Genomic DNA, 18,691 nt, shown 5'->3' with positions numbered 1-18,691 from the left:
TAATTAAATACAGGGGCTTTTTAGCCCCTTTTTTATACTCATTTTATTAACTTATTTTCCACCAATTGATTAATAAAATTGGTATTCTGGAGCAACATAATGAAAGAACTAAACACAGACGTTGTTGTAATAGGTGCTGGCACCGCAGGTTTAAGCGCTTACCGCAATGCAAAACAACACACTAATAACGTACTTATGATTGAAGCGGGTCCATATGGCACAACCTGTGCCCGTGTTGGCTGTATGCCAAGTAAACTACTTATTGCCGCCGCAGAAGCTGCTCATGCAATTGAAGCAGCCCCCGCCTTTGGTGTGCATAGCTCAAAGCCAACAATTAATGGCGTTGAAGTAATGGCACGAGTACGTAACGAACGCGATCGTTTCGCAGGCTTTGTAGTAGAAGCCGTAGATGAATTACCTAACGAAGATAAAATTCGTGGTTACGCAAAATTCTTAGATGCTAATCGCGTACAAATTGACGACCATACGATTATTACAGCAAAACGCTTTGTGATTGCCACAGGCTCTCGCCCAGCTTACCCTAGCGTATTTAATAACTTTGGCGACAGATTAATAATTAACGATGATGTGTTCGATTGGCAAGACTTGCCCGAGTCAATCGCTGTATTTGGTCCTGGTGTAATTGGCCTTGAAATAGGCCAAGCACTGCACCGCTTAGGTGTAAAAGTAAAACTGTTTGGTGTAGCCGGCGCTATCGGCCCTATTACCGACCCTGTTATAAAAGACTACGCAAATACTGTATTTGCTGAAGAATTTTTTGTAGATACTGACTCAAACGTCTCTGATATGAAACAAGTAGGCGATAAAGCCCAGCTTAGCTATGTTGACAAAAACGGACAAAAACAAACAGAGCAATTTGATTACGTACTTGCCGCGACAGGCCGCGTACCAAACACCGACAAACTCGACCTTGAAAACACTGGCATTGAGCTTGATGAACGCGGCGTACCAATCGCTGATAAACACACTATGCAATGTGGCGACTCCAATATATTTATCGCCGGAGACGCCAGTAATATGATCCCACTGCTGCACGAAGCGAGCGATCAAGGCACAATAGCAGGGCAAAACGCAGGCCGTTTTCCTGATGTGCGTAATGGCCTGCGCCGCGCAGCCATTGCCGCAGTGTTTAGCGACCCACAAATTGCCATGGTAGGTGAAACATACAAACAAATAACGGCTCGTTTTGGTGAGTGTGGTTGTTTTGAAATTGGTGAAGTGAGCTTTGAAAACCAAGGCCGCAGCCGCGTAATGTTGAAAAACAAAGGCCATATGCGTTTATACGCAGAGCAAGGCACAGGCTTGTTTTTAGGTGCTGAGTTTATTGGTCCACAAGCTGAGCATATCGCCCACCTATTGGCATGGGCTGTACAAAACAAAATGACTGTACCACAAATGCTCGACATGCCATTTTATCATCCTGTGATTGAAGAAGGCCTACGTACCGCACTGCGCGATTTAAACGCTAAGCTTAAATTTGGCCCAGATATCATTAACCAATGTATGGAATGTGGCCCTGGGAACTAGGATGCTAGAATGAAAACATAACCAATAATAATCAAGGAAGCCTAGGTCTCCTTGATTATTATTGGTTAACCCTACCACCATGACTTGGCGGCGTTGAAGCAACAATAAAAACCAAGTGGTGGGCTGGGGGGATTTGAATTTACCATGTATCACATTGTTATATATACACTTAAAAATTTTAAAAAACACCTATTGTTACATTAGGTGTTACATCAATATCCTGCTTAAAATGCAACTGAACCCCCGTCCTAATATGAATTTATCTCATACTCATAGCTATTTTAAGTAATATATTAACCCCCTACGACCTCATTTTGTATGATTGCTGGTGGTAAGATTGGTTTACAATCAGTTTAGTTAATCAAACATTTAACACTAAGGGAATAGATATGAGCACACTAGGTATATGCAAATTATGTGAACAAGATAAGGAATTGCAGTTATCACACGCTATAGGTAATTCTATTTTTAAGAAAATATTTAGAGCCAATTCAGGCAAAGCAATTGCAATTACCAGTGGTGATAAGCCTATTCACTACAGCAGTGATAGCTGGGCAGAATATCAGCTATGCTCTGAATGTGAGCTTATGTTAAACAATGAGTACGAACGTTACTCTTTAAACGCTCTTAGAGATCATACCAATTACATCAAAAAAGATAGCTGTTTAACTTTCCCCAATGTTAACCAGTATAAAATTATGCTCTATTTTTTATCTATCTACTACCGTTCAGCCCTATCAAATCACAACGCGTACCAAAATATAAAAATTAATGAAAAGCATAAATCACTAATTCAACAAGCACTTTTGAATAAAGGACACATGGCATATGACCGATTACCAGTAAAAATATCTAGGCTTAAAGATTATAGTCAAGATGGGTTTAGTAATGCAGGGTTAAAAGAGATGGTTTGCACTCCCTTTATTACTGGGTCTCCATTCGTTAATGCAACACTCAAAGCCTGCTTTGTAATTGAGGGGTTCTATATTGAAATCTATTTACACGGCTTTAAATTTAAAAACAGAAATGACCACGGTGTTCTAAACCCAGCTAAAGATAATCTATATATTCCGTTTCTTGATTTCTTCAATGTTCCAGAACTGGTGCATATGGTGGCCACTGGGTTTGGAAAATACAAAAATGGTAACTCTACCATTAAAGAATAACCCACCACCTAACAACCATAAACACACCTAAACCGCATTATATAAGCTTTAAAATTACTTCTATTGTATTCCCACTATTAAAACAGTGGGAACGTTTAAACCCACCAATGGGAATCAATAAGGCTATTATTTATTAATAAGTTACCTATGAAATTCCCAGTTTCCCACTATTCCCACTGTAAAAAGCTGGTATCTGGTTCTCGCGCTCTGTTTTACGTTTTGAAGTGCGGCCATCAGTTAAGCTAAGGGTAATTTAGAGCATATTTATAAAACCTATTTGATACTATTAGCACCACCAATAAATTAATACTAAATAACTACAGCTCAAATAAAACAACTAGGTTAATGAATATCTATTCATTATTGGGTTTTTTACTTTATTTCACAGCTTACGTAAAAATCTCATTAAGGCGGCGGTGTTCGTAGCATCCCAATAGACTTTTACTATCCCCCCACTTATAACAGGCCAATAATAAGAATCGGAACCCCCCTATAGAAAATAGTAGCTGTTAAAAACTCGCGACATCTGCCTCGCATACATAAAAGCTTTTAAAGTACCTTGGCAAAATAAACTAATGAGCCTGTAGCCCTTGCCATGACTGGCATTGATACCTTACTACTGATAGTAAACCCGCACTACGATACAGGACAGGGGGAAAGGGGGTGGGAATAGTGGGAAAGTGGGAATGATTAACCTAAAGCATTGTTATTAAATAACTTAATCGTTCCCACTACAATGAATAGTAATTCCCACTCTAAATAAAGTGGGAATTTAATTTGATTAAGCTAACGCTCTTTGCACCGTAGATAACGCACAATCACATTGATTTGCTATCTTTCTAAGAGATAAGCCACCAGCTCTAAGTTCTCTTATTTCATCATGTAAGCTTATGTTTGTTGGCCGTCCTTTGTATTTACCTTTAGCCTTTGCCTGTTCTACGCCTTCCAATTGGCGCTCTTTAATCATTGAGCGTTCAAACTGGTAAACACTACCCAGCATACTGAGCATTAAATCTTGCATAGGGTTGCTTTCACCAGTAAAGGTTAAGTTTTCTTTGTGGAAATAGATTGATATATTTCGCGCCGTTAAACTCTTAACCAAAGTAAGTAAGTCCTCAAGGTTACGAGCTAACCGACTTATATCATGAACATGAATCTCATCACCTTCACGAATATACTCAAGCATGGAGGCTAACCCTTCCCTGTTGGTATCTTTACCAGAGCACTTATCCTTGAATACTTTATCTAAGCTTAGACCGCTTAACTGTCTATCTAAGTTTTGATCAACTGAACTAACTCGAACATACCCAACTTTTGACATGATAACTGTACCGTTTTAACTCTAAGATGCTAAGAGTATATAGTACCGTTATATAAAATCAAGGTTTAAACGGTACACTTAAAGTGTAAAAGTGTACTCGCTGCAAATGTACCGCTTAGGGTATACTTAAATAAGTACAGGCTACCCCCCATAAACCTCAATGGTTGGAATATGATTTGTATAGCATTCAAACGTATCTACTAAATCACACGGAACAACATTCACACCATCAAGACAAACCAAACCAACCTTTTTAACCCCATTTAAACCATTACTATACTGACTATTAGATGGTGTTTTAACCGTTAACCACGCAATAAGCGGTATCGGTTTGGCCGTATGTGTGAAATTTGCAGCCCATCCTGTACCAGCAATTTCAGAAACAACGTTATAGTGAATATTTTCCACCAGCTTATAGGGCTGGTGGTTGTTAACTTGGTTTTTGCTTTCAGTCATGTGATTTCTCCGAATTATCATTAAATAAGGCACTGCCTCTAATTTTGTAAATTTGCCGCATGGTTTTACCTGAGCCTGGTATTCTTTCTTTCGTCTTTAAGCGGTTTTCTTTAAGTTCACCATCACGCAATACAAGCGCCCCCTTATCTCTGAGCAACCTAGCAACACGTAAATGATCATTCCCCTTGCATATAACCTTTTCAAATGCTGTTGGATAAACATAATAAATAACGTCTTGTGTATCGCCATCAAGAGGGCTTTTACTGTCTAAGTGCTCTCTATACCCCCACATCTCACTGGGCGTTGGTACATGGGTATCTATTATCGTACTGGGATTGTCAGCCATTGTTTTAGTGGACTTATCCCAGCGTTTAAATTTAGATTCACCGTATAAGTCAAATTGCTGCTTAACATGGTCAAATAACTGCTTGTCCTCCATGTTCCCCTCACCGCCTCTAGTATTAAGCCATGAGTTAAAACATTCTTTAGCGGCTGCGTATGCCTCACCCTTAGACCAGTCAGTGATACCCCATTTAGTTGCTAGTTCGCCAGATAACCCCACCAAGGCAAACTTTGCGGCGGCGCGTTGAACTTGACCACCAGCCTCAGCGGTTAAATTAGATGAAACAAACTTATCAACCTCTTTAACGAGCCAAGCCACCAACTCTTTAAAATCTTGTTGAACCAACATTTTTATAAATTCAGGAAATGCTGTTCCGTGGTTGTTTTTCATGTTGCGGTTTAAGTGATTCGATAAGTCAGCACCACCAGCGAACTCATGGCAATCATTAAATATCCCTTTGTTTTTCTTATCTGCTTCACTATCGTTAAAAGTGGCCTTTATTCCGATAAAGCGCATTTCCATACCGCCAGTGACTTTTTTACCCCCTTCTAACAAGTATTGTTCTAATGTTTTTTCGCCATTAGTTAAATAAGTCAATTTCCATCTATGTTGTGAGTCTCCTGCTTGGCCACGTTCATTTGCTCTGTGTTTACCTTGGCCATTACCTAACATATAGATAATATCGCCGATGATCCTTGAATCGACTTGGTTAATTTCATCAAGTGCCAGCAACATATCTGAATGAGATGATGCAAGGCTTTCTAATGCGTTATCTGTAGCTCTAAAAGTACATTTATATTTTTCAGGGTTGCCAAAAACTGAGCACGCAACATTTAACAAAGTAGATTTACCCCACGAACTATCCCCAAAAAAATGAAAACCCATTGACTCATAACCCATAAGCTCAACCAGTGGCGCAGACAAAGCCGCACTAACCGCGAATAAAGCTAAGGGGTTACCAGAGCAATATTTACTTATATTACTTTTCCATAACTCTAATGTGCCATTGATACCCAATTTACACATTGCTGGGCGCTCACTGTAATACATAACATTAGAATCAGAGCCTATTACGCTATCAGGTAATACAAATGACTTGTTATGCCACCCCATTTTATAAACTAACGACATACGCCTACTTGTTTCATATTCTTGCAAGTATTCTAATATCTTTCTTTTTGCATCTCTGTGGGAACTAATATCCAAACCTCGCTCTAATAGCCCCCTAATAACTTCTGAGCCGCCATCTGTAGCAAAAGCTTGCATTGGTATGTTCCAAAGCTTTTCCTGTCCGTCAAAATCTTTAAAACGCAGTAAAATACCCCAGTTACGCCCATCACCTAGCCCACTCCGAGACCTAGCAATTAACTCTATTGGGCTGCATAAACGTTTACTATTACTTTTATCATCTGTGTACCAGATACCACGGTCATCCATGTTATAACCAAAGGGAACAGAATCAGCGCCCGCTTTGCTTTCAGGTAATTCACTGGTAAGTAATAAACCTTTATCCAAGGCGGTTTTAATATGCTCTTGAGTCCAACCTAGCTCAATAGCGTCAAATGCATCGGCTTTATCAGGCCACTTACCACCACTTTCTAAAGTGCCGTTATGAGCTGGCTTATAGTCTTTAAATAAACCCATCCCAATTACATTAAACGATTTAACACCGGCCTTATCTAACTCGCCTTTCAAACCATTAATAGCTGTCTGACCTGCATCATCGTTATCAGGCCAAAAAGTAATGGCTTTATCTTTTAAGGGGGTAAAATTTGTTTTAGTGATCGCTTTAGAGCCACCAGCCCAACATGTAACAAAGCTATTGGGGAATAATGCCACGGCTGCATCTGCGGCCTTTTCTCCCTCACAAATAACAACCTCATTAATAGTATTAAGGCTGTTAAGTCTATACAGTGGTCTATTGTCTGGTAATTGACGCCAGTACCAACGCTGCGAACTGCTGCCAATAGAACCAAATGCTAGTGGCCTATAGTCTTTTTTCCTGTGACCAGCTTTATTAGAATCAAACCGCATAACACGCATTACTAATACGCTATCAGTAGAAAGATAATCCCAATACTTTGACGGCTTACCGTTTTTAGGATGCTCTAACGGGCACTTACTTTGTGCACTTGCTGGTGGGTTAAAGTTCGGCTTAAATTCATTAGCATTACTTGCTTGTTTAGGTTGCCTTTGTATTGGCGCATTTGTGTTTATAGTGTTATCTGCTATCCCTAAAAACTTACTTAGGCTTTTAGCTGCATCCCCTTGGCTACACTTCTCAACATATGCAACAAGGCTAATCAGGTCAGCCCCACCGTCATTAGTAGCAAAGTCTTTCCAAACACCTGTATTTATATTTATTGAGAATGAGCCTTTAGCCCCATCGTTCCGCGTAGGGTTCAAGGCTACCCATTCGCCCCCCTTTCTAACACCATCGGGAACCCAATTGGCAATTACATGTTCAGAGCTGGCTAGGGCTGTATCATTAATCTGCTTGAAGTTTATATTTGGTTTATTATGGCCGCTCATACAGAACAAAGCTCCTAACTAATGTTTGTATTAAGCTGCTGGTTTAAAACTTGGGGTATAACCAAATTCATGAACCAATATGTGATAAGCGGCCTCTAAGTTTGCTGTGTTGTTCGTCAACCAGTAACGGGGACAAATAGTCTTCATATTATTTTGACAACGAGAAAATTCACTTTGCTTTGAGAATTCAAGAAAGTGAATAGCTCTAAATTTTGAGACAGCCTCGGCTAAAGATCTATAATTAAACTGCGCTATTGCTTCAAATTTATTGAGCGTTCCACCTTGGTAAAAATGGTGAAGAAGTAGCGCTTTTATTGGTGGCTTATTTGCTGGTGGGATTAATTGAATATGATTCATAGCGCCACCTATACCGCAGACTTACGAGCGGCCACCAGCTCACTAACTAAGGTTTTTACTTCCTCGTCAGTTTTGCCAGCACCACGAGCGGCGATAACCTGTTTAACTTCGTGCTCATACCAGCCCGTAGCTCTACAGCCAAGACTGAACGCAGGGGGGAATATATTTGCAGTTATTTGACGATAAAGGGATGCATTCGACAAACCAAATAAAGCTAATACCTCTGGCTTACGTATAATTTTTAATTCTGTTTTCTCTGTGTACATCGTGCTATTTCCTAGTGTCTAACGGGTATAACACGATATTCTGTACATTATTGCTTTCTTGGGAATGGGGTTTATTCGCAAATTAATTTTAACTTTACCCCCCGTTGGTATCTAAGCTTTGTAAATGCTCTAAAGCATCTTTAATATGATTCGAGGGATCTTGTAAGGGAGTGCCTATAATGAGTAGAGCTAACTTCACGACTTGCCATAAGGCTATTTCTGGGGTTCGCTTTCCTCGCGTAACATCTCGCCAAGGCATATTACGAGTGTCTATCGTCAGTGTAGTAACCGAGTATTTAAGCCAGTGTTTTATTATATGCTCGACTAAAAATGATAGTGCGTTATCTCTTGTGTATTTGTCTTTATGAATATCATTTAGCTGTTGCTGTGCTGCTTCAAGCATTATTGATAATTCATCAGCAGGATTGTTCGTTAGTCTGTTTATATTCTTGCTACCAGATAAATCAAATTCAGAAAAATAACAATGCTGAGAATAAATAGCTTGTGCATGGGAGTCTAGCGACTGTAGTGCATTTATAGACTTAGTTAAGCCATTTATTATTTTATTCAATTTACTAATCGTTTCTTTACGCTTATCTAAAAGATCATGATCAGCTTTTATCAATAAATATTTAGTAATGGTTGATTCTAAAGAGCAAATGAAATGCTCCTCACCAATAGTATTGCGGAAAAACCCTTTTAAGTATGACTTTAAAGTATTTATATCAGATTCTTGAAAACTAAAAGAGTTAACCCATTGCCCTGAGCTTTCACCCCAAGTATTTTCCATATCGCCCCCGCGATACCCAATAATTAAGAACAAAGCCAGGGGCGCTTGGGTGTGCGCCCTTTTCGGGAGCTATCCTAGGCTTTGCAAACTCGGTTAAGCTGCTTGTGCTGCTGGTGGGTTCTCTATCATGCTTTCGTACAACTCAACTAAGTCAAATAACATTGAGTGTGCAGCACATAACGCATCCGTGTAATTAATTTTTAGCTCGCAAGATTTAGATTCGTCATATCCAATTTCCATTACACAATATTCAACTCCAGCACTTGCTAAAACTGCGTTTTTATAGCTTTTTGTTAATGTCGCTAAGGATATTATTTGTGGTTCATTCTCAGTGAAGTGCTCAATTAAAGCATTACTATCACTTAAATATCTTAAAGCTTGAGAAACTGAGTTATAGGCACTATTTAAAGCCCCTTGTTCAAACTTCTGCCCTAATAACTCAAGACAATAAAGAACCCCTTTAGCCTCTTTATGCTTCGTCATAACTTCACATACTTTTTCTTTATCTAAATTAATGTTCATCACTTATTCTCCATATTAACCATTTACAAGCCTAAGCCCTTTAACGCCACCAGCTAAAGTAATACTGTTGATTGCTGCATCTTCTATATGACTAGACCACCATTGCATTAAATGCCGTCTACGTTCCAAATAATCAGCCCTATTGTAAGCTCTACGCACTTCGTTTTTATCGACATGAGCAAGTGCCGCCTCAATAACATCAGCGTCAAATGCTTGCTCATTTAATACAGTGCTAGCCAAAGCCCTCAAACCATGTGAAACCAATTTCCCGCCATAACCCATACGCTTTAATGCCATATTTGCACTTTGACTATTGGCATGTTTGCGGGGGTCTCTATCAGCGGGGAAGAAATATTCTCTATGGCCGCTTATTGGATGTAGGGTTTCAAGTATCTGCAAAGCTTGATCAGATAAAGGAACTATGTGCTCTCGTTTCATCTTCATACGTTCCGCAGGAACTACCCAAACACGATTATTTAAATCAAGTTCAGACCAACGTGCTCCAGCCGCCTCTGTAGGTCTGACCATAGTGTGAAGTTGCCATTCAATTAAACACCTGGTAACTAGCTTAATACTAGCATTGTTAAGGCTCTTCATTAGTTGGGGCAATTCATCGGGCTTTATTGTGGCCATTAATTTGGCTTTGGGCGCTTCAAAAGCATCACTAATACCAGATAACGGATTGCTGTATATAAGACCAGTGTTAACTGCAAAGCTCATAACCTCGTTAACTCGTTGGCATAAACGCCTAACAGTTTCCAAGTTACCTTTTGCAGCTATCGGATTTAAAACTTCTATTACGCTGGTGGCCGTCACTTTGCTTATAGGCCGCTCGCCAAGTTTGGGGAATATATGAAGCATTAAAGAACGCCATATATCAATGGCATAATCTGGTGATACTTTTGTTTTCTTCACTAAATGCCAGTCGCAACATACTTTATAAAATGTATTTGAATGCGCTTGCTCTACTGCTAATTGCTCTTGCTCTCTAACTTCTTTAGGGTCGCTATTATCGGCTAATTGCTCGCGAGCGCTTAATCGTTTAGCTCTTGCCTTAGCTAAAGAGACATCCGGATAAACACCAAAGCTAATATTCTTCCTTTTCTTGGTGTAAGGGTGGGTGTAGTTGAATAACCAAATTTTAGAGCCGTTAGGCTTTACACGTAACATCAGCCCTTCACCATCAGATAAGTTATATTCCTTGTCTTTAGGTTTAGCCTGTGAAATCTCTGTATTTGTCAGTGGTTTAACTATTTTAGCCATAATGTAACACCAGTTTAGTAACATTGATTGGAGTGTTACATATAATGTTACTATAAAAGTGAGATGTTACGATATTGAATGATATTCACAGACATAAAAAACCCTTTAAAACGTTAATTTTAAAGGGTTTTTGAGGTATCCTGATACTTTAGGAAACCTTGTATTGGTGGAGCTGGGGGGATTTGAACCCCCGTCCGAAAAGCCTCGACCGTCGGTACTACATGTTTAGTATCGTCATTTAATTAACCTTTAAATCTCGGACGAACACGATAGATAAAGGCGAGGCCGCTTAGTTTTAGCGCTTCAACCCCGGCCAGGGTTTCCGTCGCGATCAGGTGTTAGGGTGACACTCCAAAATCCAGTCCACAAGAATACATGGAAGGAGCGCTAGCTAGCCTAAGCTGCTAGAGAGTAGTTATCGTCGTTTGCGATTACTTTAAGTTGCGGCTTTTTAACGAGGCAAACCGCACCTCGACATGCACCTTGGGCTTCTTGAATTCCGTCGAATCCTAATCAGCCCCTGAATTAGTAAACTCATTCAGAGCGTGTGGCTAGTATAACCGAGTAACGCGCTGATACTCAAGCGCATTCTATGCTTTATTTTGTATCACGCAGTAATTGCAGATTAAATACACAACTTGATGTTAATTCTATCGATTACATTAAGTTAATTAAAAATTATGCAATTTGCATAACGCGTTATGCGCAAAATAACATTATTCAATAAGGTTAGTAGCCGACTCTGCGGTTGCTGTCTTTTGCTCTGTTTCCTCTGGTGCAGTGTCGACTAAAGGCCAACCACCCAGCTGTTGCCAACGATTGACGATTAGGCAATATAACTCTGCCGTGCGCTCAGTGTCATATAATGCTGAATGCGCTTGTTTGTTGTCAAATTCGATACCCGCTGCACGACATGCTTTAGCAAGTACCGTTTGACCAAGTGCCAAACCCGCTAATGAGGTTGTGTCAAAACTAACAAACGGATGAAATGGCGTACGCTTGATATTATTGCGTTCAATCGCAGCATTTAAAAAACCATGGTCGAACGCCGCATTATGAGCCACTACCACTGAACGTTGGCAACCCGCTGCTTTTTGCGCTTTACGTACCACTTTACAAATCTCTTTGATCGCTTCCTCTTCTGATACTGCGCCACGCAATGGCGAGAAAGGATCAATGCCATTAAAATCAATAGCAGCTTGTTCAATGTTTGCACCTTCAAATGGCTCAACATGAAAATGCACAGTATGATCAATACTGAGTAGGCCTTCATCATCCATTTTTAATACTGACACCGCAATTTCTAACAGTGCGTCGGTTACTTTATTAAAACCTGCAGTTTCAACATCAATAACCACTGGGAAAAAGCCACGAAAGCGTTTTGCGAAAAGAGTTTGTTCAGTATTTGCCATAGTATTCTTGGTTTGCCAGAGTAAGCTGGCTATTATGTCAAAAATCATGGCGGCTAGGCTAGCGCTTTACAGATTAAATTAACACTTACATTTAGGCATATAACTTGCTTTACTTAACTAGAGCTAGAGCTAGAACGAGAGCTAGCTAACGACACCTTAATGACTGTTAGCCTCTGTAAACGCAAAATTTGCCAAGATATTGGCGTAATAAATTGTTGGAGACCCCGTAATGAAGCTTTCAATGCTGTTTATCAGTCTAAGCATTGCAACTGCATGCCTTTCAGAGACGGCCAGCGCTGCAATGCGTCAGTACACAGCCACGGCAGATAACTCACAATGGCAAGTTGTAACAACAACTCGCTTACAATGCCAATTAAATCATGAAGTTCCATATTATGGCGAAGCTATTTTCAGCGCTACAGCGAGCAAAAATAAAGATCTGCTATTTAACTTGGATATGGTTGTCCGCCCTGACAATTACACTATTGCGGGTTTAAAAGCAGTCCCTCCAGCCTGGCGAGCAGGTCTACCCGCTCGTGATATTGCTGATATGAAATTACTACGAAAATTTGACGGCGAACTGGGTAACAAAACGGCATGGGAAATATTGACCGAGCTTGAAAAAGGCTACCAACCCACTTTTTATTACCAAGACTGGCAAAATAGTGCCGATAAAATTGCCGTTGGCTTATCTAATATTAATTTTAAACAAGCCTATTGGGCATTTTTACGGTGCCGCGATGAATTACTGCCATACAGCTTTGAGGATATATCGTTCACTGTAATGAATTACCAACCAAACACCAGCAAGCTCACTAAATCATCTCAACAACGTTTAGATAAAATTGCTGAGTATTTAAAGTATGACACAACGATTTCGGCTATTTCGATTGCCTCATATACAGATAGCTACGGCGGACGTTGGAATAATTTAGAGTTATCAAAAAAACGTGCACAAGCAATTAAAGAGTATATGGTGAGCTTAGGTATTGATGAGAGCAAAGTTGAAACCGAAGGGTTTGGTGAAAAACGCCATATAGCAACTAACGATAATATATTGGGCCGCGATAAAAACCGCCGCTTAGTGATCCAAATAGAAAAAATGTAGCCATTAATGCGCAGCTACATTTTCACCACAATTAAGGGTTAAGTTTCGTAAACTTAGCCCTTTTTCTTAACCAGCTATCGCCAAACTGAAATACAGCTAAACTCAGTAAGATAATACCTGCGCCTATAAACAGTTGCTGATCTACGGTTTCATTATTTAACCATGCGCCTAAACCTATTGCAAAACTGGGTGTGATCAAGGTCGTTAAGGCAACGGTACTTGCCGGTAATTTTTGTAACACATGGAAATAAGCCAATGCACCAACGAGTGAACCAAACACCCCTAAGTAACCAATTGACCATAACGATTTGGCACTCCATGCATTGCTGTTAAGCTCACCATCGACCAACCACCATGTAATAAAAAATAACGGGGTTACAAATACTAATGCGCCAAACGTGGTTGCCATTGGGTGAATAGCAATTTTTACTCGTTTGATCATCACACCACTTAAACTAAAAAAGCACACAGCCATGAATACGTAGGCTAAGCCTTGCATTTGCATTAATGAGCCTTGTATGTGTTTTTCACTCACCAGAAATAGCCCCAATAATGCAAACGCCAAGGCAATTAGCTTTATCACACTAAACTTAGGTTCGTTTAGGAGCCGCTGTGCTAAGAGACCGGATAAAATAGGTGCTAAGCCAAACATTAAAGAAATAAGCCCTGAAGGAACTGTTTTAGCAGCCATGTAACTTAATAACATGCCCCCATAAATGCCTATGCTTGAGTAACCATACAAAAAGCACGCGCGACGATGCCAAGGAATACGAACATTGGCAATTGCTACAACCAGTGCAGCCAACACTAAACCTATCGACATACGTAATAACACGGCAAGTGTTGGAGAAACTGACTCACTACTGAACACAATGCCCAATGGGGTGGTTGACCAAATTAACACCATAAGAAAATACGATACTTTAACGCTCACACGCTGATTCCTTTAGCAAAGCGGCGATAACAAAGAGGAAGGAATACAACACTAACCGCTTTGAAATCGCGGTTAGTAAAAAACAACTTAACCGCAGCGCAGCAATGGACGCACAACTGATAGATTCAGCCATGGGCGCATTGTTAGGGCTCGGTTTATGTGTTGCATATAAATAGAGTTTTTAATAATAAAATGAATTAATAGAAATAGCAGACCTGCACAAAAAGTCAACACATTGCATGTTTTTTATAACAAAAACAGTATTCACTCGTTTTGCTTGTAAATTATAAGTTACATTTATTTTCTTTGATTTATAACAAAACTATTTAAGTTTGTGCCAACTAGTTATATCTTGCCTGCCTCTCACGAAGTTTTAAGGGCAAGAAGTGCTTAAAAATAAAACAATAGGCAGCATGTTAATTGTTGCAGGTACCACTATCGGCGCAGGGATGTTGGCGCTACCAATCGCATCTGCTGGGCTGGGTTTTACAACCGCATTAGCGTTAATTATTTCAACATGGGCGTTAATGACTTATACCGCGTTATTAATGCTTGAACTACACCAACATGCCGATCGTGATGCCACGCTCAATACGTTAGCAAAGTCATGGCTCGGTAAGCGTGGTCAATACGTCGCTAATTTTTCAGTGATGTTTTTATTCTATGCGTTATGTGCAGCCTATATTGCAGGCGGTGGTGCGCAGCTACAAGAAAAAATAAACAATGGCTTTAATCTCGAGATCGCTCCACAAGTCGGGTCAATCATTTTAGCTGTTGTCATAGGCACAGTGGTTACTTTAGGCACCAGTAAAGTTGATAAACTAAACCGAGTGTTATTTAGCGTCAAGATTGTGGTATTAGCGAGCTTATTTTATATGTTAACACCTTATGTTCACGGTCAACATTTACTCGAAATGCCGATTGAACAAGGGCTTATTTTATCAGCTATTCCGGTGGTATTCACCTCGTTTGGTTTTCATGGCTCTATTCCGTCCATCGTTAAATATGTGGGCCTTGATATTAAAACACTGCGCCGGGTGATGATCACCGGTGCCGCCCTGCCCTTAGTTATTTATATTTTTTGGCAATTAATAAGCCAAGGTATGATGAGCCAGGCTGAGTTACTTCAAAGCACTGGTTTACCAGGTTTTGTAGCAAGCATTGCCAGTATTGCAAACAACTCAGCGGTTGCCACTGCAGTTAACCTATTTGCAGATTTAGCGCTAGCAACCTCATTTTTAGGGGTGAGCTTAGGGTTGTTTGATTTCTTTGCCGATGCATTTAAAAAAGGTGATGGCAATAAAGACAGGATCAAAACGGCACTCATCACTTTTATCCCACCGTTAGGATTTGCGCTATTTTATCCACAAGGCTTTATTATGGCTTTAGGTTATGCGGCTATCGCTTTAGTGGTACTGGCTGTATTTTTACCTGTTGCGATGGTTTATAAGCAGCGTAGCAGCAACGATTATAATGGCTACACTGTGCGCTCTGGTAACATTGGCTTAGCGGTAGCCACGCTTTGCGGTGTGCTTATTATTGGCGCTCAGGGATTACAAATGGCCGGCTTGATCCCCGCAATTGGTTGATCTTGCTCTGATACAAAAAGGCACCTGAGGGTGCCTTTTCTATCGCTATACAAAATGAACTAAAGCGATATTATGGATAGACTCCAGCGCGATCATTGAGCTTTTCAAACAAGCTTGATAATTCGCTTTCGGCAATCGGTTCACTGTAATAATACCCTTGCACTATAAAGCAGTTATTATTTTGTAAAAACTCTACTTGCTCTATGGTTTCAACACCTTCAGCTACCACATTCAGTTTTAGCTTTTGTGCCATAGCTATAATTGCTGCTGTGATCTCCATGTCATTTGGATCATCCGGTATGTCTTTAACAAACGAGTGATCAACTTTTAAAATATCAACAGGGAAACGTTTTAAGTAACTCAATGACGAATAACCTGTACCAAAGTCATCAATAGAGATTGATACGCCAAGTGCTTTAAGTTGATGCAACTGAGCAATCGCCGCCTCTACATTCCCCATTAACATGCTTTCGGTTAATTCAAGGTGCAGGCATTTAGCTGGTACTCTGGTTTTTTTTATGATCGATGCTAGTAGAGGTACTAACTTAGCATCTTTGAACTGTCGTGCTGAGAGGTTAATGGAAATATTATTCTCTCGCCCCTGCACCGCTAATCGAGCGGCAAACTCGCAGGCTTCTTGTAGCACCCAAGTACCTAATTCAACTATTAACCCGGTCGCTTCTGCTATTGGGATAAACTTGTTAGGTGGGATCATTCCTTCAGTTGGGTGGAACCAGCGGATCAAAACTTCATAACCCACCACATGTTGCGTGCGACTATCTACTTGTGGTTGATAATAAATTACAAATTGCCGTGCTTTGATTGCTAAACGCAGCTCACTTTCAATAAACAGTCGCTCATTTGCAGCGGCATCAAGCTCCTGACTATAAAAGTGGTAGGTATTACGTCCTTTTGCTTTTGCTTCATACATCGCTAAATCAGCATGTTTTAGGAGCTGATCTTCTTCTTTGCTATCATAAGGAGCCATAGTGATACCAATACTGGCACTGATGATCACTTCATTATTACCCAACATAATAGGTTCGTTGAGGGTTTTTTGAATCGTGTTAGCCACTTCCGTGGCATGATCTTGGTGTTCTATCCCACTGAGTAATACGGCAAATTCATCGCCACCTAAACGAGCAATCGTATCTTCGGTACGTAGTCGTTTTTTCAACCTATTCGCAACTTCTAGCAGAAGTTGGTCACCCGCATCATGCCCTAATGTGTCATTAATACGTTTAAATTCATCTAAATCAAAATAAAACAATGCAAATGCATAATGGCCACGCTCAGCAAGGGCCATTGACTTACGTAATTGCATTCTAAAAAAAGTACGATTAGCCAGCCCAGTTAAGGTATCAAAGTAAGCCAGTTGTTCCATTTTTCTTTGGCTTTCTTTAACAAACGAAATATCTTGAGCGGATGCAACGTAACTGCTGAGCTCTCCACTGTCTTCACGTATAGGTGAAATACTCAAAGATACCCAAATTGGTGGTTTGTTTAGTCCTTGAATCAAGGTATCTCCCCGCCAATAATTTCGCCTGCGTAAATCAATATCAATATCATCAACCAAAATAGCCATTTCTTTGGCGATAATACTTAATAATGGTGACTGCATAAAGTGGGTTTCTGCAAACCCAGTCATTTCTAACATTTTTGGATTGACGTATTCAATGACGAAGTTTTGATCGGTGAGCACCACGCCAGTGCCTGAGAAAGCAACCGCTTTAGATAATCGATTAGCGGCTTTTTCGGCAATTTCTTTTTCTGTAATACGTTGGTTTAGACCATCGATTAGCTTACGAATTTCAATCGCCATATCGTGAAAAGAACCATTTAAAGTACCAATTTCGTCTTTATTCTCTTTTGGAAATTCAATTTGTAAGTGCCCTTTACCAAAGCTAGTTACCGCATGTACTAATGAATGAATACGACGTAACACCAGTTGGTAAAGTGCTTGATGTAATAACAGTGCGACTAAAATGGCATATAAAAGAAACAACCCAAAAAACTTCACTTTTAACTCTTCAAGTGCTGAAAGTGCTGATGAACGTTTTTTATAAATACCTATATACCAGCCTAAATTATCTACTTTACGAATATTAATGATGTGCGTTTCACCATCTTGTACAAAAGAGTCTGCGTATTCAGGTAAATGCATTTTAATGGTTTGATTGATCAGCTCTTGTAGATCACCATTAACAAAATCATCAGTGCGTAATGATTTTCCTGCTTTACCGTAGGTTTCATAAATATTTTTATTCAGATCAGGATGAGCAAGTAACTGCCCTTGGCTATCAAAAACAAATAAATGCTGTTCCTTGTCACCGACCGGTAATTGCGAAATAAGCGTATCGAGTGCTAAATCGCTGCCAGTAACACCTAAAAATTCACTTTCAAGATAAACTGGCACCAGCAAACTCACCACCCATTTATGCCAAATTTTATCGTAATAAGCTTTAGACCACACAGCCGATCGGGTTGGATTCAGCGCTTCTTTTGCGTAATTAAAGCTTTTATTATCAATGAATTGATGAGAGCCGGCGACATGTAGGGCCCAATTAGGTGGCGCAGTACGAATAAAATTATCTTTGGTGATTAAATAAAAGTTAAAGAAATCTTGGATTAAAGTAGGCGCTACGATTTTCCATAGCGATTCAGAATCATTAATGAGTTTTTTATAAAAAGGTGAATACTTATCTTGTGGCATAAAAGCCGCGGATAGACCATCATCAGAAGCGCTACGAATACTGCCATCGGGATCAAAACTAAGCTGTGCACTTTGGCTGCGGAGCAGTTGCGAGGAATTATAAAATAATTGGCTAGAGACGACGTTATTCGCTTGCTCTGCAATATTAATTTTGGTTTTCACCAAGTTATTAAACTGACGTATCAGACGCTCGCTAGAATGTTTGAGAATTTCATGTTCTTCAAATAGCAATTGTTTTTCTTCTGATTTTAACATCAACACCGCAGCACAAATCCCAGCAATTAAACAAATAGCTGAAATTAGTAACGACAGTTTCATACTTAACGAATTTACACCAAAACGTGATGGTGGGCGTCTATACACCACAGGAC

Annotated in this window: 15 protein-coding genes and 1 other RNA gene; 4 read left to right on the top strand and 12 right to left on the bottom strand. The window is 39.9% G+C overall.

Annotation, left to right across the window (positions count from 1 at the left end):
- Positions 1 to 99 precede the first annotated feature (99 nt).
- Positions 100 to 1,548 (top strand): dihydrolipoyl dehydrogenase, encoded by a 1,449-nt coding sequence (locus HHO47_RS13965; protein WP_169020843.1) that lies wholly within the window; start codon positions 100 to 102, stop codon positions 1,546 to 1,548.
- A 389-nt stretch (positions 1,549 to 1,937) separates the two neighbouring features.
- On the top strand, positions 1,938 to 2,714 hold the full coding sequence (locus tag HHO47_RS13960; protein WP_169020842.1) for a hypothetical protein: 777 nt from the start codon (positions 1,938 to 1,940) through the stop codon (positions 2,712 to 2,714).
- Between the two features lie 781 nt (positions 2,715 to 3,495).
- On the opposite strand, the gene HHO47_RS13955 is transcribed toward HHO47_RS13960, so the two are convergent.
- The 10 genes from HHO47_RS13955 to rnt all read right to left on the bottom strand — a co-directional run bounded on the left by HHO47_RS13955 (position 3,496) and on the right by rnt (position 11,976).
- Positions 3,496 to 4,035, bottom strand: coding sequence for a recombinase family protein (locus HHO47_RS13955; RefSeq protein WP_169020841.1), 540 nt, complete (start codon positions 4,033 to 4,035; stop codon positions 3,496 to 3,498).
- 141 nt (positions 4,036 to 4,176) lie between these two features.
- On the bottom strand, positions 4,177 to 4,491 hold the full coding sequence (locus HHO47_RS13950) for a hypothetical protein (protein ID WP_029774387.1): 315 nt from the start codon (positions 4,489 to 4,491) through the stop codon (positions 4,177 to 4,179).
- Positions 4,484 to 7,366, bottom strand: a complete 2,883-nt coding sequence (locus HHO47_RS13945; RefSeq protein WP_169020840.1) for a DUF927 domain-containing protein — start codon at positions 7,364 to 7,366, stop codon at positions 4,484 to 4,486. Before HHO47_RS13945 ends, HHO47_RS13950 begins: the two co-directional genes overlap by 8 nt.
- A 30-nt stretch (positions 7,367 to 7,396) precedes the next feature.
- On the bottom strand, positions 7,397 to 7,723 hold the full coding sequence (locus HHO47_RS13940) for a hypothetical protein (RefSeq protein ID WP_169020839.1): 327 nt from the start codon (positions 7,721 to 7,723) through the stop codon (positions 7,397 to 7,399).
- Positions 7,724 to 7,731: 8 nt separating this feature from the next.
- The gene (locus HHO47_RS13935; protein WP_029774097.1) at positions 7,732 to 7,989 is read right to left on the bottom strand and encodes a helix-turn-helix transcriptional regulator; all 258 of its coding nucleotides are present in this window, start codon (positions 7,987 to 7,989) and stop codon (positions 7,732 to 7,734) included.
- Positions 7,990 to 8,083: 94 nt separating this feature from the next.
- Positions 8,084 to 8,779, bottom strand: a complete 696-nt coding sequence (locus HHO47_RS13930) for a hypothetical protein (RefSeq protein ID WP_169020838.1) — start codon at positions 8,777 to 8,779, stop codon at positions 8,084 to 8,086.
- Between the two features lie 93 nt (positions 8,780 to 8,872).
- On the bottom strand, positions 8,873 to 9,301 hold the full coding sequence (locus HHO47_RS13925) for a hypothetical protein (protein WP_169020837.1): 429 nt from the start codon (positions 9,299 to 9,301) through the stop codon (positions 8,873 to 8,875).
- Between the two features lie 15 nt (positions 9,302 to 9,316).
- Positions 9,317 to 10,564, bottom strand: coding sequence for an integrase domain-containing protein (locus HHO47_RS13920; RefSeq protein ID WP_169020836.1), 1,248 nt, complete (start codon positions 10,562 to 10,564; stop codon positions 9,317 to 9,319).
- A 164-nt stretch (positions 10,565 to 10,728) separates the two neighbouring features.
- Positions 10,729 to 11,085, bottom strand: a transfer-messenger RNA (tmRNA) gene (gene ssrA / locus HHO47_RS13915).
- Between the two features lie 195 nt (positions 11,086 to 11,280).
- Positions 11,281 to 11,976, bottom strand: a complete 696-nt coding sequence (rnt, locus tag HHO47_RS13910; protein WP_169020835.1) for a ribonuclease T — start codon at positions 11,974 to 11,976, stop codon at positions 11,281 to 11,283.
- A gap of 229 nt (positions 11,977 to 12,205) precedes the next feature.
- Here rnt and HHO47_RS13905 point away from each other — a divergent pair, with 229 nt between their 5' ends.
- Complete coding sequence (locus HHO47_RS13905; protein WP_169020834.1) at positions 12,206 to 13,084, top strand: flagellar protein MotY; 879 nt, start codon at positions 12,206 to 12,208, stop codon at positions 13,082 to 13,084.
- Positions 13,085 to 13,115: 31 nt separating this feature from the next.
- Here HHO47_RS13905 and HHO47_RS13900 read toward each other — a convergent pair whose 3' ends face one another.
- Positions 13,116 to 14,018 (bottom strand): EamA family transporter, encoded by a 903-nt coding sequence (locus HHO47_RS13900; protein ID WP_169020833.1) that lies wholly within the window; start codon positions 14,016 to 14,018, stop codon positions 13,116 to 13,118.
- Between the two features lie 386 nt (positions 14,019 to 14,404).
- Between HHO47_RS13900 and HHO47_RS13895 the strand changes: the two genes are divergently transcribed.
- Positions 14,405 to 15,607, top strand: a complete 1,203-nt coding sequence (locus HHO47_RS13895) for an aromatic amino acid transport family protein (protein WP_169020832.1) — start codon at positions 14,405 to 14,407, stop codon at positions 15,605 to 15,607.
- 70 nt (positions 15,608 to 15,677) lie between these two features.
- On the opposite strand, the gene HHO47_RS13890 is transcribed toward HHO47_RS13895, so the two are convergent.
- Positions 15,678 to 18,686, bottom strand: coding sequence for an EAL domain-containing protein (locus HHO47_RS13890; RefSeq protein WP_169020831.1), 3,009 nt, complete (start codon positions 18,684 to 18,686; stop codon positions 15,678 to 15,680).
- Positions 18,687 to 18,691 lie beyond the last annotated feature (5 nt).

It is taken from the genome of Pseudoalteromonas arctica, assembly GCF_012927645.1.
GTDB classification, from domain to species: Bacteria; Pseudomonadota; Gammaproteobacteria; order Enterobacterales; family Alteromonadaceae; genus Pseudoalteromonas; species Pseudoalteromonas arctica_A.
Note: the sequence above shows the minus strand (reverse complement) of the source record. Positions and strands in the feature narration are given on the sequence as shown.